Annotated in this window: 23 protein-coding genes; 1 reads left to right on the top strand and 22 read right to left on the bottom strand. The window is 40.5% G+C overall.

The genetic code is table 11. The features are described 5' to 3' along the window. Positions 1–4 precede the first annotated feature (4 nt). The gene (locus MLC52_RS02535) at positions 5–391 is read left to right on the top strand and encodes an HIT family protein (RefSeq protein ID WP_434581164.1); all 387 of its coding nucleotides are present in this window, start codon (positions 5–7) and stop codon (positions 389–391) included. A gap of 93 nt (positions 392–484) precedes the next feature. On the opposite strand, the gene MLC52_RS02530 is transcribed toward MLC52_RS02535, so the two are convergent. From MLC52_RS02530 to ppsA, 22 genes are all read right to left on the bottom strand, one after another. Beyond that, positions 485–1,765 carry a transposase gene (locus MLC52_RS02530; RefSeq protein ID WP_434581163.1) on the bottom strand — a complete coding sequence of 427 codons (1,281 nt, stop codon included), beginning with the start codon at positions 1,763–1,765 and terminating at the stop codon, positions 485–487. Between the two features lie 328 nt (positions 1,766–2,093). Further along, a complete protein-coding gene (locus MLC52_RS02525) occupies positions 2,094–3,092 on the bottom strand; it encodes a beta-ketoacyl-ACP synthase III (RefSeq protein WP_151900976.1) in 999 nt (332 codons plus the stop codon). After that, positions 3,093–4,091 (bottom strand): phosphate acyltransferase PlsX, encoded by a 999-nt coding sequence (plsX, locus tag MLC52_RS02520; RefSeq protein WP_434581161.1) that lies wholly within the window; start codon positions 4,089–4,091, stop codon positions 3,093–3,095. A 3-nt stretch (positions 4,092–4,094) separates the two neighbouring features. Further along, positions 4,095–4,244: a 50S ribosomal protein L32 gene (gene rpmF, locus MLC52_RS02515; RefSeq protein ID WP_013326319.1), complete on the bottom strand. Its 150-nt coding sequence runs from the start codon at positions 4,242–4,244 to the stop codon at positions 4,095–4,097. Between the two features lie 75 nt (positions 4,245–4,319). Further along, positions 4,320–4,691 (bottom strand): hypothetical protein, encoded by a 372-nt coding sequence (locus MLC52_RS02510; RefSeq protein ID WP_346389370.1) that lies wholly within the window; start codon positions 4,689–4,691, stop codon positions 4,320–4,322. A 9-nt stretch (positions 4,692–4,700) separates the two neighbouring features. Further along, positions 4,701–5,114, bottom strand: a complete 414-nt coding sequence (gene ndk / locus MLC52_RS02505) for a nucleoside-diphosphate kinase (RefSeq protein ID WP_151900979.1) — start codon at positions 5,112–5,114, stop codon at positions 4,701–4,703. Positions 5,115–5,248: 134 nt separating this feature from the next. Next, positions 5,249–5,533 carry a 4Fe-4S dicluster domain-containing protein gene (locus tag MLC52_RS02500; protein ID WP_151900980.1) on the bottom strand — a complete coding sequence of 95 codons (285 nt, stop codon included), beginning with the start codon at positions 5,531–5,533 and terminating at the stop codon, positions 5,249–5,251. 113 nt (positions 5,534–5,646) lie between these two features. Continuing rightward, positions 5,647–6,804, bottom strand: coding sequence for a methionine adenosyltransferase (gene metK, locus MLC52_RS02495; protein WP_151900981.1), 1,158 nt, complete (start codon positions 6,802–6,804; stop codon positions 5,647–5,649). A gap of 102 nt (positions 6,805–6,906) precedes the next feature. Continuing rightward, positions 6,907–7,728 (bottom strand): zinc-dependent peptidase, encoded by an 822-nt coding sequence (locus MLC52_RS02490; protein ID WP_434581157.1) that lies wholly within the window; start codon positions 7,726–7,728, stop codon positions 6,907–6,909. Positions 7,729–7,730: 2 nt separating this feature from the next. Then, positions 7,731–8,459, bottom strand: a complete 729-nt coding sequence (locus MLC52_RS02485; RefSeq protein ID WP_151900983.1) for a DUF4395 domain-containing protein — start codon at positions 8,457–8,459, stop codon at positions 7,731–7,733. A gap of 77 nt (positions 8,460–8,536) precedes the next feature. Beyond that, entirely contained in the window at positions 8,537–9,235 is a 699-nt protein-coding gene (locus tag MLC52_RS02480) for a 2,3-bisphosphoglycerate-dependent phosphoglycerate mutase (protein ID WP_434581156.1), read from the bottom strand. Then, positions 9,235–10,071 carry a lipoyl synthase gene (gene lipA, locus MLC52_RS02475; RefSeq protein WP_434581619.1) on the bottom strand — a complete coding sequence of 279 codons (837 nt, stop codon included), beginning with the start codon at positions 10,069–10,071 and terminating at the stop codon, positions 9,235–9,237. The genes MLC52_RS02480 and lipA overlap by 1 nt, the downstream gene beginning before the upstream one ends. Next, positions 10,061–10,642 carry a lipoyl(octanoyl) transferase LipB gene (gene lipB, locus MLC52_RS02470; RefSeq protein ID WP_434581154.1) on the bottom strand — a complete coding sequence of 194 codons (582 nt, stop codon included), beginning with the start codon at positions 10,640–10,642 and terminating at the stop codon, positions 10,061–10,063. The genes lipA and lipB overlap by 11 nt, the downstream gene beginning before the upstream one ends. Continuing rightward, on the bottom strand, positions 10,639–11,931 hold the full coding sequence (locus tag MLC52_RS02465; protein WP_434581152.1) for a dihydrolipoyl dehydrogenase family protein: 1,293 nt from the start codon (positions 11,929–11,931) through the stop codon (positions 10,639–10,641). The genes lipB and MLC52_RS02465 overlap by 4 nt, the downstream gene beginning before the upstream one ends. Positions 11,932–11,934: 3 nt before the next feature. Continuing rightward, the gene (locus MLC52_RS02460; protein ID WP_434581150.1) at positions 11,935–13,146 is read right to left on the bottom strand and encodes a dihydrolipoamide acetyltransferase family protein; all 1,212 of its coding nucleotides are present in this window, start codon (positions 13,144–13,146) and stop codon (positions 11,935–11,937) included. Next, positions 13,139–14,116, bottom strand: a complete 978-nt coding sequence (locus MLC52_RS02455; protein WP_434581148.1) for an alpha-ketoacid dehydrogenase subunit beta — start codon at positions 14,114–14,116, stop codon at positions 13,139–13,141. The genes MLC52_RS02460 and MLC52_RS02455 overlap by 8 nt, the downstream gene beginning before the upstream one ends. After that, positions 14,103–15,074, bottom strand: a complete 972-nt coding sequence (locus MLC52_RS02450; RefSeq protein ID WP_434581146.1) for a thiamine pyrophosphate-dependent dehydrogenase E1 component subunit alpha — start codon at positions 15,072–15,074, stop codon at positions 14,103–14,105. Before MLC52_RS02450 ends, MLC52_RS02455 begins: the two co-directional genes overlap by 14 nt. 20 nt (positions 15,075–15,094) lie before the next feature. After that, entirely contained in the window at positions 15,095–15,526 is a 432-nt protein-coding gene (locus MLC52_RS02445; RefSeq protein WP_151900990.1) for a glycine zipper 2TM domain-containing protein, read from the bottom strand. Between the two features lie 17 nt (positions 15,527–15,543). Continuing rightward, positions 15,544–16,551 carry a type I glyceraldehyde-3-phosphate dehydrogenase gene (gap, locus tag MLC52_RS02440; RefSeq protein WP_151900991.1) on the bottom strand — a complete coding sequence of 336 codons (1,008 nt, stop codon included), beginning with the start codon at positions 16,549–16,551 and terminating at the stop codon, positions 15,544–15,546. A 43-nt stretch (positions 16,552–16,594) separates the two neighbouring features. Beyond that, entirely contained in the window at positions 16,595–17,995 is a 1,401-nt protein-coding gene (locus MLC52_RS02435) for a dihydrolipoyl dehydrogenase family protein (protein ID WP_434581144.1), read from the bottom strand. Positions 17,996–18,004: 9 nt separating this feature from the next. Beyond that, a complete protein-coding gene (locus MLC52_RS02430) occupies positions 18,005–18,907 on the bottom strand; it encodes an aldolase (protein ID WP_434581143.1) in 903 nt (300 codons plus the stop codon). Then, positions 18,907–21,324 carry a phosphoenolpyruvate synthase gene (ppsA, locus tag MLC52_RS02425; RefSeq protein ID WP_434581141.1) on the bottom strand — a complete coding sequence of 806 codons (2,418 nt, stop codon included), beginning with the start codon at positions 21,322–21,324 and terminating at the stop codon, positions 18,907–18,909. Before ppsA ends, MLC52_RS02430 begins: the two co-directional genes overlap by 1 nt. Positions 21,325–21,327 lie beyond the last annotated feature (3 nt).

Below are 21,327 nucleotides of genomic sequence, written 5' to 3'. Positions count from 1 at the left end.
TTTTATGGACACTCTCCTCATTTATGAAGATGAAAACTTTTTTATAGAAAAAGAAGAGAGTGAAATTCCCTGGCTGAAAATCTTCACAAAAAAGCCTTACAAAGAGCTTGGAGACATGCCAAAAGAGCTGCGCCTGCAGCTCTTTGAAATCTTTGATATCATCGAAGATGAAATGAAAAAATATTACAAACCTTCCAAAATAAATATGGCTTCCTTCGCAAATATGCTTCCGCGCGTCCATTTACATGTAATGGCAAGATTTGAAAATGACAGCTGCTTTCCTAATCCGATGTGGGGCGAAAAGCTAAGAGATGCTGTTTTAAACCTGCCGGATGAAGCAGAATTTTATAAAAGAGTTGTTGTAGCTTTAAAACAAATCAGCCTGGGTTAAAACCTAGCCTACGTGCTCTTTTAGAAACGGTGCTTTAGCATTTTAAAAAAATATCATCGGAACCGGTACTTTAGTCATAAGTATCTACACAACTTAAAACTCCATTTGCATAAAGTCATTGAGTTCTTTTTTAATGCTGTGGAGTTCTTCAATATCATAAAGTTCAAGCATATCCATAGCAGAGAAGAAGTTCCATAAACCTGCTAACAGAGCCGGAGAGGTAGATATCTTCTTTCTTGCTACAAATCTCCCGCTTAATCGAACTAAAAACTTTCTAATTGCCAGCATGTTCTTACTATTTGTATGTTCTATTTCCCATACGAGCAAACAGGCATAAGAGGCAACAAACAAGCGTTTAAATATAGCCTGTGCACTTTCTTGCTGCCATTTTTCCAAATTAAACCCTGAACTTTTTAGTAATTTAAAATATGTTTCTATATTCCATCTGTAATAATACCACAATCCTATCATCGTTGCATCAACATCTTTTGCAAGATTACTCAGCAAAAGCCAGGTAGTAACGACATTATTCTTCTCATCTATGAGTCTTTGGACAATAAATCTGTTTTTTATGGGTTTGCCTTTTACTTTTTGTTTTACTTTTTCGCCTTGTGGAGTCTCTGTTTTTTGATAGCTGTCTCTTGTTATAAGTATATCTACCGTATTAACATAAATTTTTACTTTTTTATTTTGATACTGTATAGTTTTTACATATTTGCCTTTATCCATTTTTTTGGACAACTCTTTTTGGGTAATATCTTCATCTTCATACCTGACTTTGACATTGTCTAATGCTCGTACTATATATAAATCCTCTTTTTGCAGTCCTCTGAAAAACCCCGCACTGTCTGCTTCTCTGTCAATTACATGTACAATTTTCTTTTGTATGTTGAGGGATTGATTGATATAAGCTATTCTTTGTGTTAATTCACCGAGATGGGTAAGATGACTCTTCATTGTAGGATTATAGCTTGAGAGCACTTTATCTTGTGTCTTTAGGTTCTGTACCAAGGGAAGGATTGGTTTGCCGCTGCTGCTCTCAATTGCAAGGGAACTTTGCAACTCATATCCTCTTGATGAAGCATTATTTACATTGCTTCTGCATTTTCGTATACAATCTGTTTTTGCCGTATGGTTTTTATAGTTTATCAGTGACCAGTCATGGGCTACAAGTATATATTCATCACTGCTTTTATTAATAGTTTTAATCCCTCTTGTAAGCATTGGCTCATTGAGTGACTCTATATCTACATGCTCATTATTGTAAAATCTCCAAGCACTTTGTGCTTGTGAAAATCCTTCAGTCTTTTGTAGCAGGTTTAATCCATTGGTACTGTGTTGTTTATGATTCATATGACTTTTTACCAGTCTCATATATCTTTTTTTTTAAACGCTCTTCCATTGCATAAACTCTCTTGTTTTTTAAAATCTTATGCAATATCTATTCCTCTTTCTTTGCTTTTTTGAGTTGTGTAGATACTTATGACTTTAGTGCCGGCTATTGGCGTTTTTCTGCCACTCTCGCCCGCACTAAAGTACGGGTTCCGAAATAGTTGGCAATTGAGAAGCAAAAAAAATATTTTTCGCCTCTCAAGTTCTCATTTTTATTCTAGTTCAAGGCGGATATAAATATATTTGAGGAGCTTACTATAGTAAGTGACGAAAAGATATTATTATCCAACGCAGAAATTGGATAAAAATGTTACTTGAGTGGTGAAAAAGGGATAAGGGCGCTTCCCCAGGTTAATCCTCCGCCAAAGGCGTCAAGCAGCATCAGCTCACCAGGCTCAAGTTCCCCTGATTCATACAGATCATTAATAGCCATCGGAATGGAAGCTCCTGAAGTATTTCCATACTTTTGTACAGTGATTACGACCTGATCATCTCTCATTTTTAAAGCTTCGCCAACAGCTTTGATAATTCTCAAATTTGCCTGATGCGGAATAAAATGTTTGATATTTTCACTTTTTATGTTATTTTCTTCTAAAATTTCTTTAACATCTTTTGTCAGCGTACGCACAGCTACTTTAAAAGTTTCATTGCCTTTCATCTGCATAAAACAGCTTCCCGCTTCACTTTCAAGTGCATCATGTGCAGAACCGCTACCGCCGTTTGGTGTCATTAGCAAATCTGCATATTGACCGTCAGCACCTGTATGCACATCTATAATAGCTTCACTTTTATCATCTGTTGCAGAAATTACAGCAGCCCCTGCACCGTCACCAAAGAGTATACATGTACCGCGGTCACTGTAATCTGTAATAGCAGAGAGTTTTTCCGCACCGATGATTAAAATGTTTTTTTTCATCCCTGATTCTATAAATGCTTTTGCTATTGCCAAAACATAGATAAAGCCTGTGCACGCTGCAGAAATGTCAAAAGCAGTGGCATTTTTGATACCCAGTTTTGTAGCAATGACTGTTGCGGTTGATGGCATACAAAAGTAGTCGGGTGAAATTGTAGCGGTTATTACCATATCTATCTCAGAGCTTTCTATACCGCTTCGCTCTAAGGCTTTTTGCGCAGCTTTTGCACCTAAATCACTTGTAAATTCATCTTTAGCAGCAATGTGACGCTCTTTAATTCCCGTTCTTTTGGTAATCCATTCATCTGAAGTATCCACCATATGAGAGAGTTCTTCATTTGTAAGTATTTTTTCGGGCACATAGGCACCAATAGAGCGAAATGCAGCGTAAGCCATTTAGATATCCTTTTGTTTTAACTCTTGAAGCCTTGCAATAATATGTCTGTTAACGCCGGTATCGACATAATCAATAGCCTGATAAATTGCATTTTCAATTGCCCTGGCATTACTTTTTCCGTGACTGACAATTGCACAGCCTTTTATACCGATAAGAGGAGCTCCTCCTATTTCGGCATAATCTATCTCTTTTTTTAAAAGTTTGAAAACTTTTCTCATTAACAGTGCACCGGTAATGCGAATAGGAGATTTTTTTATATAGTCTTTAATCAGTTGTGAGATTGTAGAGGCAACACCTTCACTTGTTTTAAGGACCAGATTTCCTACAAAGCCGTCACATGTAATAACATCACAGCTTCCGTTAAAAATATCACCGCCTTCGACATTTCCTTTAAAGCCTTTGTAACCTTCTAAAATTTTGAAGGCTGCTTTTGTGACTTCGTTCCCTTTGGAGTTTTCTTCACCATTGGCTAAAAGCCCGATACTCGGCTCTGCTATACCTAAAACATCTTCTGCATAACAACCGCCCATAACAGCAAATTCTGCCAAATGCTCAGGTTTGGAATCTACATTTGCCCCCACATCCAAAAGAACAGAACGACGCCCTGTTTTTGTTGGCATCAATGTGACAAGGGCAGGACGGGAAACACCCTGCAGGCGACCAAGTCTTAAAGTGGCAAGTGTCATTGTGGCACCACTGTGTCCGGCTGAAACCACACCGTCTGCCTGACCGTCTCTAACTAAATCCACAGCTTTATAGATACTACTCTCTTTGCGTTTTACTGCATCTGTTGCAGCATCACTCATTGCAATGATATCCTGAGACTCGACAATTAAAATCTTATCTCTATAACGTTTTGGTAACAGAGGTAAAATTTCTGATTTATTTCCTACAAGTATCGGAGTGAATCTTTTCTTTTTGAGTGCTTTTATGCATCCGTTTACAATCGGCTCGGGACCAAAGTCCCCGCCCATTGCGTCAATAGCAATTTTTACCATTGACTACTTATACTCACCGGTAGTTGGGTTAATGTGGTGTGGTAATCTATAAGTTCCGTCTTTATCTTTAACCGGACGGGCTAAAGAAATTTTATAATGAGTTCTTCTCTTCGCTGAACGGGAATGAGAGACTCTTCTCTTAGGTACTGCCATAACTTTTTTCCTTAATTTAATTTTTCAATTGCGCCGTTGAGACGACTAAAGCTTTGCCTCAAACGAGGCAAGAGTTTAAAACTCAATTTCTTCTGGTTTAGAGCAATTTCCACATGAATGGTAATCACTTTTGATAAGTTCGATCTCTGAGTGTAAAATCTCTTCAAGATCCACATTACCGTCCAAAGACTCAACAACATCCAAAAGAGTGCTGCTGTCATCTTCGTATATTCCGTCATTAATGAAAAATTCGACCTCTTCACTAACTTTAAGATTAAAATCCTGCGCACATATATCACAGGATTTTTCCAGTGTTCCACTGATGCTTGCTTTAAGCAGAATCAATTTTGCACTATGATACTCCAAAAAACCTTTAAAAGTCATTTCATTCGAGGTGACTTCAAAGTCTAAAGGAGTTTTTGTTACTTTTCTAAGCACAATCCTCATCGGATATACTTAAGAAATTTCTCTCTCAGCAAAAAAGAATGCAATTTCATTCGCAGCATTTTCAACCGAGTCACTTCCATGAACTGCATTTGCATCGATATTTTCAGCGAAATCTGCACGGATAGTACCTGCTTCAGCCTCTTTAGGGTTTGTAGCACCCATTAAATCACGGTTTTTCTGCATAGCATTTTCACCTTCTAAAACTGAAACAACAACCGGTCCACTGATCATAAAATCAACTAAGTCGTTGAAAAAAGGTCTCTCGGCATGAACAGCATAAAATGCCTCAGCATCAGCACGGGAAAGCTGTAGTTTTTTTGTTGCTGCAATTCTAAGACCATTGCTTTCAAAACGATCTAAAATTTTGCCTATAACACCTTTTGCAACTGCATCTGGTTTGATTATTGATAGTGTACGTTCCATCAAATCTCCTCTGAAAATATAAAATTAGAATGGAATTGTATCTAAAAAAAGATTGTTTTTAGTTTAAAATGTAAATTTTATGGATTTAAATGAATTAAAAGGAGTGTTATGAGAGCACAGAAGTGCTCTTATAACTATTCTACTACCGGTTCGTGGTTTAAACGCTGTTCTTCAGTAATATCTTCACGGTGCTGTGGACTTGGCCCAACAACATCCCATGTTATACAACCCTCAGTCGGACAAGCAGTAGCACATGCAGGCTCATCATGATGTCCAACACACTCTACACATTTGTCTGGATACACATAATAAATATCCTCACCTGTTGGATTATCATCCTCATCTACGATTGCTTCTACCGGACACTCATCTATACAAGCTCCACAGTTAATACATGTATCATTAATTACAACTGACATTTTATTCTCCTTGTTTTTATTAAAATGCAACTATACACTGTAGACTTTTAAATACAGCTAAAAGCGCTCAGCTAGTTTAAAAACTGTAGTTTATAGGTTACACTTAAACTATATTAGATGCCTAAATACTCTTTTATTGCATCAACTCTGTCTGTTTTTTCCCAGTTAAAACCAAGATTTTCACGGCCGAAATGTCCGTAAGCAGCCGTTTTTCGATAAATTGGCTTTAATAAATCCAGTGATTTGATTATTCCGGCAGGGGAAAGATCAAAAAGCTCTTTTATACAGCTTTGGATTTTCTCTTCTGCCACTATGCCGGTATTGTGCGTGTCAACCATAATTGAGACAGGCTGTACTACACCGATTGCATAGGCAACCTGAATAGTCACCTTGTCACAAGCTCCTGCGGCTACAAGATTTTTTGCAACCCAGCGCGCTGCATATGCGGCTGAACGGTCAACTTTTGTCGGATCTTTTCCTGAAAATGCACCACCGCCATGTGGACAGCTGCCTCCATAGGTATCAACAATAATTTTACGACCTGTAAGTCCGGCATCTCCCTGAGGACCGCCGATTACAAATTTTCCTGTCGGATTGATATGAAAAACAGTATTTTCATCCATCATCTCCGCAGGAATTACTTTTCGTATCACTTCTGCTATAACATCTTTGTGGATCTGCTCTTGCGATACTTCAGGTGCGTGTTGCGTGGAAATAACAACAGTTTCTACAGAAACAGGCTTCTCGTCTACATACTTTACACTGACTTGTGCCTTTCCGTCAGGACGCAGATAGGGAATAATTCCCTCTTTTCTTACTTCTGCCAGGCGTTCTGTCAAACGGTGGGAGAGGTGAATAGGCAAAGGCATCAGCACATCTGTCTCACGACAGGCATATCCAAACATTAACCCCTGATCGCCTGCTCCGGTTTCTCCTCCGGCCTGATCAACCCCCTGATTGATATCAGGAGACTGTTCTCCTATGCCGTTTAATACTGCAGCTGACCTGTGATCAAAACCATACGTTGCATCGGTATACCCGATATCTCGGATCACTTCTCTTGCAATCTCTTGCATTGGGGCATACGCCGTCGTCTTCAGTTCGCCTGCAATTACACAAAAACCATTTGATACCAGTGTTTCACACGCTACACGTGCATTGGTATCATGCTCAATAATATAATCCAGAATTGCATCACTGATCTGATCTGCCATCTTGTCAGGATGCCCTTCTGTTACAGACTCTGAAGTAAATATATACTCTTTCGTCATCGATTTTCCTTATTGAAGTACAGGGTCCAGCCCCATAAATCGAACGAATTATAGCACACTCTGAAACTTTTATTCTTAATGAGAAAAAATTACAGATAAACTTTAGGGCTGCCCTTTATAAAAGCTGTTAAACTCTTCAAAGAGTTCCGGAAAGTGTTTTTTCAAAGCTTCAGGCTTTTCAAAATAACGCTCCGTGACAACGGCAAAGAATTCTGCCTCATTTGTTGCGGCATAGGCACCTAAAAGCTTGTATTTCCCCCAGTCACGATTTTTCAGGGCAACATCACTGAGTTTGTTAAACTCTTTTGAAAGCACTTTTGCCCACTCGTGATATTTTGCATACGGCAATGGCGGTGTTCCGTCTGCACTGCCGTCAAGAAAGTCTATTTCATGGGCAAATTCATGCAGCAACACATTGTTTTCATGGAGATGATAGGCATCTTTTTTTGCATCGTGCCAGGAGATGACAACGGTATCACTTGCTGACTGTCCCTCAAGCAAAAATTCACCTTTGGTGTATATACCACCGTTGGCACTTACCTGCCTGGCAACCATAGTATAAGGATATATCAAAATTGTCGAAAGATTTTCATAACAGGCTGTAAACTCTACATGCAACACCAATAAACAGGCATGAAAAGCAATCACTATTTTCATTTCATCACTCACATCAATATTGATACCTGTAAACTCTTTTGTGTTGATAAAAATCAAAATAGATTTATGTATGCGCTGTTGTTCTTCCTCTTTGAGTCTGTTATAGAGCACAATACGTTTGAGTATTGCTATATATTCTTGACGTATTGGCTGTTCTAAGATTTTTTGCAGTTTTTTTTGTTTGCAGTATGTGTAAATCACATAGGCACTCAGCAATGCAAAGCCGAGACCAAGCATAAGCGTTAAAAGAGCAAAATAGTAGTTCATTCCTAAAAATCGTCTTGTTCAAATTCTTGATCGGCTTTTTCATCTTCAATTCTCTGCAGTTCTTCATCACTGAGCATCATTGTTTTTATCTTTTTTGTCAGATTTGTTCTGTCTGGAAGTTTCGTCATGTAGGCATAGGCTCCGTATGCCATTACAATCACAGTGATAATCAGAATGCTTTTTTGCACCGGATTAAATGTCTGAATAGGCTCTTTAATTTTCATCTCACACACTCCGCCAGGGCAGTGTGTTGCCTTATTCTTTTTTACCAGATTAAAAATTTTACATCCCAGACAAATGGAAAAAGCTGCTTCAAAAAAGAGCAGTGCCATACAGATAAGGCAGACAAGAACTTTTAGCGGATTTGGCTGAAAATCAAGCACCAGATAATAAAACATCGGCCAGGCTATTATCATGCCCAGTGCCCAGGCAAAGCGTTTTTGTTCGGCTCCGACATATTCCGGTGTCTGATTGCTTACAAAAAAACGTCCCAATAACAGACTCGGAGCATATCGTGGCTGAATCACTCTGAGTGTAAAATCAATAGCAAAAAACGTCACAAAGTATTTAGAAAACACTGCTGTCCCAAGCATCACTCCGTTTGTAAGCCCTATAAATGCACCTACAAAAAGAATTGCCGCGGCAGCTCTTGCTTCTCTCTCATTGAGTACCCGTACATCATAGCCGGGGACTTTTTCGCCATATGCAAAAAATTCTTTTAGTTTTTCCATTTTTTTCCTTCTCTAAATATCCAATTCAAATATCATAAAGTTTTTCATTAAAGTGTCGAATTATACATAATTCGGGTTTAACCTATCAAAACATTTTTCTGTAGTATCTTCATATCGCTGTCAAAATCATACATTATAATCTCGCCTGTCGGTATTTCAAATTGCACTATCTCCTGTGGAGTCATTTTTTCAAGTTCCATTACCAAGGCACGCAGAGAGTTGCCGTGTGCCGAAATCAACACAGTTTTTTTCTCCTGCAGTTGCGAAAAAATCTGCTCTTTATAATATTGCAGCACTCTCTTTTTTGTATCCTGTAAAGATTCTGACAAAGGCAAAAGCGCTCTGTTGACATTCGCATATTTTTTATCATTCCATACACATCTTTTATCGTTTACATGTAAAGGTGGCGGCGGCACGTCATACCCGCGTCTAACAGCCAGAAATTTTTCTTCTCCATACTCTTTTTTGACTGTATCTTTATTTCTGCCCTGCCAGTCTCCGTAATGTCTTTCATTGAGTTTATAACTTTTAAGCATATTTATATGCTCCCATTCCAGCTCCTGCAGTAATATCTGTGCTGTATGAATGGCACGTTTCAGCCATGATGTAAAACAGATATCCGGATAGATATTATGCTTTTTTAACACTCCTCCGGCTTTTTTTGCTTCATCCCTGCCCTGCTGACTCAAGTCAACATCTGTCCATCCTGTAAAAACATTTTTTTGGTTATATATACTTTGTCCGTGACGCACTAAAACCAACCTTGCTTTGCTCATTAGTCATCTCCCAAATTTTCTGCAAAATAAGAACTTCTTACCAAAATACCTGAAGCTACTGCACGAAATCCCATACACAAGGCCTCTTCTTTCATTTCATCAAAAAACTCCGGCGGGTAATATTTTGCTACCTTATGATGTTTTTGCGTCGGTTGCAGATACTGTCCGAGTGTCAATTCACTCACGCCGACATCCAACAACTCCTGCATTGTGACCAGCAACTCTTTTTTTGTTTCACCAAGCCCACACATCAAAGAGGACTTTACATGTAAAGGTGAATATCTGGCATAATACTCCAAAACTTTTAATGAACGGTCATAATCACTCTGCGGACGTATACTTTTACTTAATCGTCTGACAGTTTCCTGGTTGTGTGCCAGTTTGTCAGCACCACTTGTTATAATTGTCTGCAAGGCATCTTGAGTGTATTTAAAATCAGGCGTTAAAAGTTCTATTTTTATCTCTGGATTTTTCTCTTTTATCGCTTGGACACAGCGTGCGAAATGCCCGGATCCGTAATCTTTCAAATCATCTCTGTCCACCGATGTAATCACAACATACTGCAGCTCTAACTCCTGGACAGCCTTCGCCAGACGTTGCGGTTCGTTCATGTCGACAGCTCTGCCATGACCTGTTTTTACGTTGCAAAAAGCACAGGCTCTTGTGCAGGTATCGCCTAAAATCATAAATGTTGCGCTGTTTCGCGCATAGCACTCTGCTCTGTTTGGGCAGGCTGCCGCTTCGCATACTGTTGTCAAAATATTTTTTTCCAAAATATCCTGCATATTTTGTAAAATCTCCGGAGCAGGCACTTTGACTTTTGGTTTAAACGGCATCTTCAAAATATTTTCCTATAAAATGTACCATCTGCTCGTTTACTTCTTCTGACGTAAGAATCAAGCCTTCATTTTTTAAAGAAGTCGGTACAATATTTGCCAGGTTACACGGTGAAACCAGTGAATGAAAGTCCAAATCCACATCAACATTCAAAGCAACACCATGCAAAGAAACCCCTCTGGAGTAGCGAAAACCCAAAGAGGCAATTTTACGATTTTGTATATAAAAACCGGGCTTGTTTTTGTCATATCTGACTGCAGGCAGATTTTTCATAAAAAAACTCTCGAAAGCCTCAAGAACTTTTTTATAAAATCGCGCCGGCTGTTTTACCTGAAAACAGAAATAAAAGATGTTCTGTCCCCTCGAGTGACAGGTAACGGAACCCCCTCTGTCGCTTTGCACGGTGGGTACATTGAAATGCCTTTGCTCATCGCTGCCCACTGTGAAAACCGCAGGATGCGAACACAGTATGAGGTGATTTTGGGTATCTTGCTGTGCCTTTACATGTAAAGCGTGCATCTGTCTGTTTGCTGTAACATATGCAATTTCACCCCAGTTATGGACAATCATAACTTAAAGAATGTTCTCTCTAAAGCTTCACTGAATGTCGGATGCCCGAAAATCGTCCGTTTTGCCTGCGCCGCATCCATTTCACCAGCCAAACTCATACCTGCGATGGCGACAAGTTCTTCTGCATTCGGTGCCAGAATTTCGGCACCAAGGATAAATCCTTCCTGATCCGCATATGTAATCATCACGCCTTTTGCAGCATGATTATATACAGAGTAGGGAAAATGACTCAAAGGAACAATACTTGATTTTAAACCGTCAGTTTTTCCGACTACAGCATAACTCATAGGCAGGGTGTGTATAAATTTGACAACATGGTCCAGATTGAGAGGACGTGGATTGTTCCCTAAAATACGCTCTACAACATTTAAAACCTCTGCTCTTGCAGCATGAGCGAGCTGAAGTTTTGCGTTACAGTCCCCTATGGCATAATGATTTTTCAGGGTTGTTTCAAAAAATCTGTCTGTGACAATGCCTTTTTCAACTTGTATCTCTTTACATGTAAGAAAATCAACATTCGGTCTGCGCCCGGCTGCAACAAGCAAAACAGGCATATAGATACTGCTTTTGTCTTCAAAAGTGATATGCACACCTTTTTTTGTACTTTTTGCAGTTTGTATTTTATGCATCTCAAGAATTTTCACACCGATTTTTTCAAGCTGGTTTTTTATCTCTTTTTGAATAAGCGGGTTTGAGTGTTTTAAAATTTGGTCGTCGCGATTGACAAGTGTTACCTGTGTGCCTGCCGTTGCGAAAAAACCTGCCATTTCCAAACCTATAGCCCCGACACCGTAAATGGCAATTTTTTCCGGCAGCTTTTGCATCATCAGTACCTCATCACTGACGATAATATCCTTGGCATTATACTCTATGCCTTCAGGAATAAAAGCCGAAGAACCCGTGCCCATGACGATATGCTCTGCTTCAAGAATTTTACCGTTGACTTCTACCTTATGGGGTTCTTTGAGTCGGGCTTCGCCCTCTATTAAATCTACATGCGCACACTGTTTCTTAATTGCCTGCCAGGCATTGTTTATCAAATCTGTTTTTTTCTGAAAAAGCTTTTGCATTGAAAGTGCTGTTTGTCCTTCTAAAATGTCACTTTTTGACGCATACACAACATTGGCATAATGTAAAAACATTTTTGAAGGAATACACCCCTTATGCAGACAGACACCGCCAAGCTGACGCATATCTTTTTCAACCAAAGCCACTTTTTTGCCGCTTTTTGCCGCAACAATTGCTCCTGCATAGTTCAGTCCGCCACCGATAAAAATTATGTCATACATCTTTCAGTCCTTAAATTGAAGAGGATTTTGTGCCTCTTTCTTGACATCCTGCATAAAGAGTGCTGCCTCATAGCCGTTTATCACTCTGTGGTCTGCACTCAGGGTGAGAGCTATCTTCCCATCCTGTAAACTTCCTACCGCTGCGATACCCGAGTCATTTTTGTTGATCATTGCATCAAAAGATTCTACACCCAGCATCCCAAGATTTGAAATACCGAAGCTTGATCCCTGCATATCTGCTGCAGTAAAAGAATTTGCTTTGAGCTTTGTTTTAAAGCTTTGCAGTTGTGCCGAAATTTCTGCTATAGAGCATTTGTTCGCATCTTTGACAACAGGCATGTAAAGATTTTTCTTATCTGCCACAGCAACGGCAATAGAGGCATTGGGACTTATAACAAGCGAATCATTTTGCAGGCGTGAACGAAATGCTTCATGTTGCATCATCACTTTTGCAAAAATCTTTATCAGCCAGGCGGTTATGCTGTATGCATCATGCTCCACAAAAAGTTTTGCATCAATATGCTCATACAAACGGTACACAGGCTTTTGTGCAGAAGCCGTCACATTGGCAATAATCGCCTTTTGCATCTGACTCAAAGGCTGTGGCAGGGGTGTTTCATTTTTGTCAATAAACTCCTGCACTTCTGCTTCGTTTATTTTATGGTTGAGTGTAAATCCTGCAAGATCCAAGCCGTACCTGTCCAACAGCTGTAATGCTTTTGGTGTAAAATAATGTTCTCTTAAATATGCCTCCACATCCTTTACATGTAAAGCATCTTTGGCTGTTTTTTGCAAAACACTCTGCATATCGACACCATACTGTGCCGCTTTGGCTCTTGCTTTTGGAGATATACCGCCTGTTTCTTTTTTTTGAAGATGTTTGACAACAGGTGTTTTGAGGATTGGTTCTGCCTGTTTTGCCACCGGTTTCTCAACAACTGTTGTTCCTGGCGTTTTTACAACTTTTTCATTCTTACTTTCACTGGTTTGAATCCGAGCAATAACTTTTCCAACAGGAACAACATCCCCCTCTTTTGCACTTATTTCTGCAACAACCCCGCTTTTAAAGCTCTGTACCTCCATAATTGCTTTGTCACTCTCAACCTCGGCAATCACATCTCCCACATCTACCTTTTGTCCCTCTTTGACTTTCCAGCTGATAAGCTTGCCCTCGTCCATTGAGTCGGAGAGCTGTGGCATCACTATTTCATACATCGTTTTTCTTACCCCATGCCACTATATCACGAGCAATAGACTCCGGTGTAGGAATACTCAAGAGTTCCAAAGTTCTGTTATAGGGAACTGGCACATCTTTTCCTGCCAGGCGCAAAGGCGGAGCATCCAAGGCATAAAACATCTCTTCTGCCGCCCAGGAAACTATTTGTCCTCCGTAGCCTCCTGTTTTGTGATCCTCTTCAACCATTACAAAACGGGAAGTTTTTTCTATAGATTTTTTCAGTGTTTCATAATCTACAGGGTTCAAGGAGCATAAATCTATCACTTCGCAGGAACATCCAAGCTCTTTTTCTATCTCTGGGACTGCCAGCATCACATCATCAACCATTTTCAGGTAACTCACAATGGTAATGTCTCTGCCCTCTTTGGCTATTCTTGCCTGAAAAGGGTTCAGTTTTTGTGTAAAATCCACCTCGCCCTTTTTGTTATACAGCAGTTCATGCTCTATAAACACAACAGGATCATCTGACAAAATCGCATATTTGAGTGCATGGTAGGCATAATTGACATCATTCACACTCAACACTCTTAGTCCCGGTACCGCACAGAGCATCTGCTCATAACTTTCACTGTGCTGGGCTGCGAGTTGACGACTCACGCCCTGAGGAAACCGTACCACCATAGGCAATATGATTTTACCGTTGCTCATATAGTGCAGTTTTGCCATGTGGTTGATAATCTGATCAAAGGCAAGCAGAGAAAAATTGCCCGTCATTATCTCTGCTACAGGTCGCAAACCTCCTATAGCCATGCCCACGGCATTCCCTACAATACTCAGTTCCGCTATAGGTGTATCAATGACTCTTTTCTCACCGTATTTTTCCACCAGTCCTTCCGTCACACGAAAACTGCCACCGTAAAGTCCGACATCTTCTCCCAGTGTTACCACCGTATCATCTGCCTGCATCACCTCATCAAGTGCTTTGTTTAAAGCTTCACGATACAACATTTTCACGCTCCTCGTAAAAGAGATGTTCAAACAGAGCATCAGCCTCTGGTTCAGGGGATTCTTCGGCATATTTCACGGCATCTTCCACTTCTTTGTGTGCTTTTTTTTCTATATTTTGTATCTCTTCATTCGTGCAGAGCCATTTTTCATGTAAGGCTTTTTTAAACCTCTGTATCGGATCTCGTGCCTTGCAGTGTGCCATCTCCTGCGCACTTCTGTAACTGTTTGCATCACTGACAGAGTGTCCTTCGTATCTACATGTAAAGGCTTCTACAAAAACAGGACCGTGTCCTGATTCTATCTGTTTTTTTGCCTCACTCACTACCTCATACACAGCTTCAACGTCCATTCCGTCCACGGTATAGGTCATCATATAGGGTTCTGCTTTTTTTGCCTGTTCTCGAAACGGCGCCGTTCGCTGAATATTTGTTCCGATTGCATATTCGTTGTTTTCACACAAAAAAAGCAGGGGAAGTTTGTGTGTGGCGGCAATATTGAGTGATTCAAAAAAAGCCCCGCCGTTTGTAGCTCCGTCACCGAAGATGGCCATCACACCCTCATCTTGTTCCAAAAAAGCTCTTGCATAGGCACAGCCTACGGCATTAGGGAGCTGTCCTCCGACAATGGCATCCCCGCCGTAAAAGAAATGCGCAGGTTCAAAAAGGTGCATAGAACCGCCCTTGCCGCCGCTTACCCCTGTAACTTTTCCAAAGAGTTCCGCCATAACAGCTTTAGGCTCAAGTCCACGGCTCATTGCCATAATGTGTTCACGATAGCCTGAAAAAATATCGCCTTTTTCAAAGGCTTTTACCGCACCGACACTCAAAGCTTCCTGTCCTATATCCAAATGTAAAAATCCGGATATATTGCCTTGCATATAATTCTCTTTTGCCGCATACTCAAAAGCACGTCCAAGAACCATCAGATAGTACATCTCTTCAGCCAGTAGTTTGTTCATGTTTTACTACTTATACATGCTTAAAACGGTTCGACGCTATATACACGACCATTTCTTTTGACTATACGGATTCTTTCGCCCTTGTAAAAATCCTTACCTTTGGCAATGACCACAACTCTTCGTCCGTCATCCAGAAGAACACTGAGTTCAAGGGCATTGGCTTTACCCAGTTGGCTTCCCGCATATGCACCGCCTAAACCGCCTGCAAGTGTTGCCAGAGCACTTCCTCTGCCTTTACCGATTAGTGAGCCCAACACTATACCCGATACCGCTCCAATAAATGTACCTGTGCCATTATCTCTTATAACAACAGGTTTCACAGATTCAATTGTGCCAACCTGATAACTCAATTCATAATTCACAGCACTCGGATCTATTTCATTAACACCGCGTGTTGCACATCCGCTAAAAAACAAACTCCCTGCCAAAACAGTCGCTACAATTCTTTTCATACTTTTATCCTCTCTTTTTATAATTTTGAAGCCATATAATCAGTTACTTCAAGCAGTCTTTGTGAATACCCGTATTCATTATCATACCACGCCATTACTTTAACCATTCTTCCACCTATAACAGATGTCGAAAGTCCGTCTATTATAGAGGAGTGACGATTTCCCAATATATCACTTGAGACTATTTCATCTTTTGTAAACTCCAATATACCCTGTAATTCACCCTCTGAAGCTTCTAAAAAAGCTTCATTGACACTTTCTATGCTCACATCTCTGTGCAACAATGCCACAACTTCGGTTATAGCACCGTCGGGAACAGGCACCCGCAGTGCCATCGCTTCCATTTTTCCTGCCAATGCCGGAATAACTTCAACCGTGGCGACTGCCGCACCCGTTGTCGTCGGTATAATGTTTATAGCCGCTGCACGACCGCGTCTGCGTTTTTTTGCACGTTTGTCAACTGTTACCTGTGAAGATGTATAGGCATGGGTTGTCGTAATCATGGCATTTTGCACACCGAAACTCTCTTCAAGCACTTTCATCACAGGTGCAAGTGAATTTGTCGTGCACGAAGCATTGGAGACAATATGGTGCTTTGCAGTGTCATACTCCTGATGGTTCACACCTTTGACTATCGTCAAATCCACATTTTTTCCCGGTGCGGAGATAAGCACTTTTTTTGCCCCTGCTTCTATATGCTGCACAGCCAAAGTTCCATCCGTAAAACGTCCGGTACAGTCTATAACAATATCTATACCCAACTCTTTCCACGGCAGTTCAAGCGGATTGTGATTACTGACGATTGTAATTTCATGCCCGTCAATGATAAGTTTGTTTTCTTTTGTTTCAATAGAAAAATCTGCCCGCCCATGCACAGAATCATATTTCAGAAGGTACGCAGCATCTTCTACACTTGAAGTGTTTGCCGCAACTATTTCACAGTTTTTTGGAAGATTGTTAATATAATGCCGAAGTACCTGATTTCCTATTCTTCCGAGTCCGTTAATTGCTATACGTTTTTTCATAATTATTCTCTTTTATTTTCATTTATTGACTGTTACCTTTGTCTTATCTTCTGCTTTTTTGCATCATAGATTTAAAAAATATCTGCTGTGCCAATTTACCAAAAGCTTCACCCAGTGTCGGATGCGGATGAATTGCCCCTAATACGTCCATAGCAGTCATTTTATTTGCTACTATCAAGGAAGCCTCTCCCGCAAGAGATGAAGCATCTGCACTTACAATCTCTACACCTATGATAATTTTTGTTTTCTTGTCAATAATAAACTTCACAAAGCCGTCTGTTCTTTTGTCTATTTGTGCTCTGGCATCTATCTCATAGTTATAGACTTCTGTGCTTATCTCTATCTCTCTTTTTTTTGCAACATTTTCATCTATTCCAACTACAGCGATTTGAGGATCACTAAAAAGTACCCAGCTGTTTTTGTCATAATCGACTACATGCGGGCTTGGCGCATACATGTTGTGTACAACTACACCAGCTTCATAACTTGCAGTATGTGCGAATTTTGGGCTATTGATACAATCGCCGCAGGCATAAATATGTTCCTGAGATGACTGCAGTTTTTCATTAACCAGTATCCCTTTTTCATCATATGCCACTTTAGCTTTTTCAAGGGCCAGATTATCAAGATTTGCCACACGACCTGTTGCCATGACAACATTGTCATACTCAAGAATCTGTTTTTTACCTTCTTGTTTAAAATGTATGATAAATTTATCATTTTCATAATCAATCTTCTCCAACACTATATTCAAGTCTACTTTGATACCAAGTGTAAGCATATTGTTATAAACAATGTCTGTTGCATCTTTACTGATGTGCTGTAAGATTTTTTCACCACGCTCCAGCACATGACATTTTGTGCCAAGTTTTGCAAACATTTGCACCAATTCACAACTAATAGCACCAGCACCTATAAAAAGTAACTCTTTTGGTATCTCTTCTTCAAAAAACAAATCTCTGTTTGTCCAAACTTTGTCAACCCCATTCCCTTTTATATCAGGAATTGAACTTTTTGCACCTGTCGCAATCAGTGCCTTTTTAAAACCAAAAAGCTCTCCACCTACTTCTACGGTATGCCCGTCAACAAAGGCTGCTTTGCCTTGTTTAAAATCGAGTGAAGGTAATCTGGCTATCTGCTTTAATGCAGCCATAGAGCGTTTTTTCAAAATCATATCTTTATCTTCTAAAACAGCTTCCCAATGTATCTGTTCGCTTCCTTTAAGCTCTACATTAAAAGTACTGCAGGTGAGCACATCCCAATATTTGTTTGCCGCATTTTCAAGCACTTTTGAGGGAATACATCCTTCAAACAAACATTCCCCGCCCGGTGCTTCTCTTTTATCTATCAACAAAACTTTTATACCAAACTGTGCTGCTGCCATAGCCGTTGGAGTTCCTGCAGGACCTGCACCAATAATAATTAAGTCATATTCTGTTTTCATTTCTCGCTCCTATTGGAGTAGTTTTAATGCTTCTTTTACTGTAGCATTTTGCGAAGTTATTGCATAAATGGCATTTGCCATTTTTACAGCCTCTTTTAATGGTCTTTGGTGGATATTTCTTCCTGTTCCGTTTCCTCGAGAACCGCCTTTGTGAATTTGTTCGTACAGTTGTGTCAAAAACTCTTTTTCATCTGTTTTGGCACCGCCCTCACACAGAACACCTGTTCTGCCAGCTGCCATTGTAGCCTCTCGCAACAGTTTCGGATCAAATTTTCCTTTTTTATCATATGGCACTTTGAGTTTTACAAAGTCAGCACCCAAGGCTGCTCCGACACCTGCGGCACCGGCTATTAAATGCCCGTCATGTTCATCTTTCACAAATTTGCCTTTTGGATAAATCCACAGCACCGCCAAAAGTCCGTTTTTATGTGCTTCATGGACAATACTCGCCGCCTGGGTCAGCATCTCATGCTCATACGCACCGCCGAGATAAAGCGTGTACCCGACACCTTTTATATCAAGTTTACTCTCTTTGGCAAAGGAAACAACCTCACCGACACTCAGCCATGCTTTTGAATACGGGTCTTGTTTCTCATAAGGGACAAGATTTGTTTTAGCGTTGAGCTTTACAAGATAAGGAACATTTTTATAATCACGCCCATATCTGCTGATAAGCCCAAACTGTGTTGCAAATACACCTATTTTTGCACGTGAAGCAATTTTGAACAGATGCTCCGGAGAGTTGTCTTCAAGCGGAATATCTTTGCCGTAAAAATCATTGTTCAAATGCTCGACTTTCTGGTCTCCTGCAAAAAGCATCAAATGGTTTGTAGCGTTTGTCGCACTTTTGAGGTTTTTTTTGTATGTTTCTTCTTTGTTCTTTGGTACATCTGCCGGAATATTGTATTTCATCATGTTCTCCCAAGTTTTTGTTCAAGTTTGCCTACATTTTCTATGGTTTTTAAGACACTGTCAGGATTCAGACTCATCGAATCAATACCCAGACGCACAAGATACTCCGCCATTTCAGGGTAATCTGACGGTGCCTGGCCACAGATGCCGCTGTGACGGTCATTTCGTTTACAACCTTCCACTGCCAGCCGTATCATCTCTTTGACCCCTTCGTCTCTCTCATCATAATCAAAGGCAACGATTTCGCTGTCACGGTCAACTCCAAGTGTAAGCTGTGTCAGATCATTGCTTCCGATACTGAAACCGTCAAATATTTTGCTAAAAGCATCTATTTGAATAACATTGTTGGGAATTTCGCACATGACATAAATTTCAAGTCCGTTTTCACCCTGTTTGAGTCCATATTTTGCCATAGTGTCTATAACACGCTCTCCTTCATCCACTCTGCGGCAAAAAGGAATCATTAAAATAACATTTGCAAACCCCATCTCATCACGTACACGCTTCATAGCCGCACACTCCAGAGCAAACCCTTCCTCATAGTTTGGATGGGCATATCGTGAAGCGCCTCGAAAACCTATCATCGGATTATCTTCTTTAAGCTCAAAAACCTCACCGCCGAGCAGTGTTGCGTATTCGTTTGATTTAAAATCACTCATACGAACCACACAGGGTTTCGGGTATACAGAAGAAGCGATGGTTGCCACACCCTCTGAGAGTGTTTTGACAAAAAAATCTTCCATCGAATCATAAGCACATGTCAGTTCTTCCAATTTGTTTCGTGTTGCCTCATCCACTTTTTGGGGATGTTTCAAAGCCATCGGATGCGCTTTTATGTACTCGTTAATGATAAACTCCATTCTTGCAAGACCTATCCCGTCAACAGGCAAAGAGGCGAGGGAAAAAGCAATATCAGGATTTCCAAGGTTCATCATAATCTTTGTTTTTGTTTTTGGCAGATTTGAAAGGTCTGTTCTTATGATTTCATAATCCAAAAGACCTTCATACACATGGCCCTCTTCTCCCTCGGCACAACTTACAGTCACTTCATCAGCATCTTTGAGCACCTCTGTGGCATTATCGCATCCTACAACCGCAGGTATGCCAAGTTCCCGTGAAAGAATTGCCGCATGACAGGTTCTTCCGCCTTTGTTTGTAATGATGGCAGAGGCTATTTTCATGATAGGTTCCCAGTCAGGGTTTGTGGTATCTGCGACCAGTACCTCACCGGCTTTAAAGGTATTGAGATCTTTGACGCCTGCTATGTATCGGGCTTTTCCCTGTCCTATTTTTGTACCGATAGCCTGACCGGTGACAAGAACCCTGCCCTTTTCTTTTAAATGATAGGTTTCAAGAATATTGCCTTTTTTCTGAGATTCAACCGTTTCAGGGCGTGCCTGCACCATATACAGATGTCCGTCCAGTCCGTCTTTTGCCCACTCCATATCCATCGGTTTCGTAAAACCGGCTTTTTTTGAGTAGTGGTTTTCCACCTTGATGGCATAATCTGCAAGGACCATTACCTCGTCATCTGTTATACAGAAACGGCTCTGCTCTTGTGCTGTCGTCGGTATGTTTTTTGTGTATTCCACTGCTATATTGTCCAGATTTATCGTATCTGTAAAAATCATCTTTTTTTCTTTGGAACCCAAAGAGCGTTTGAGAACAGTACGGAACCCTTTGTTGAATGTCGGTTTATGCACATAAAAAGCATCAGGGTTGATGCTTCCCTGCACAACATTCTCGCCAAGTCCGAGTGCTGCATTTATGAAAACAACATCTTTAAAACCTGTCTCGGTATCAAGTGAAAACATGACGCCGCTCGCCCCGATATCACTGCGCACCATTTTCATAACAACTACAGAGAGGTAGACTTTGAGATAGTCAAAACCGTTATCATATTTATAATGTATAGAGCGATCTGTGAAATTTGATGCCAGGCATCGTTTGTAGGCATCCAGCAGTTCTTCTGCACTTGAAATATTCAGATACGTGTCATTTTGTCCTGCAAATGAGGCTTCCGGAGAATCTTCAGCCGTAGCAGAGGAGCGAACAGCCAGAGAGAGACTCTCCCCGTACTCTTCTTTGAGTTTTTCATACGCCTTTACAATATCCTCACGCAGATCATCCGGCAGTTTTGCATTATAAACTATCTCACGGCATTTTTTTCCTGCACTTTGCAGGGCATCAACATTGTCGACATCAAGATTATCAAGGAGTGCATGCAGTTTTTTCCAGGCATTGTTTGCATCCAGTACATGTATGTAAGCACTCGATGTAACGGCAAAACCATTGGGCACACGGACACCTTCCGCTGTCAGGTTCTGATACATCTCTCCAAGGGAAGCATTTTTCCCGCCAACCTCGGCAACATCCTCTATCCCGATTTCCTGAAACCATTTAATATTTTTTGACATCCT

This window comes from Sulfurimonas sp. NW15 (assembly GCF_051132285.1).
GTDB classification, from domain to species: domain Bacteria; phylum Campylobacterota; class Campylobacteria; order Campylobacterales; family Sulfurimonadaceae; genus Sulfurimonas; species Sulfurimonas hydrogeniphila.
Note: the sequence above shows the minus strand (reverse complement) of the source record. Positions and strands in the feature narration are given on the sequence as shown.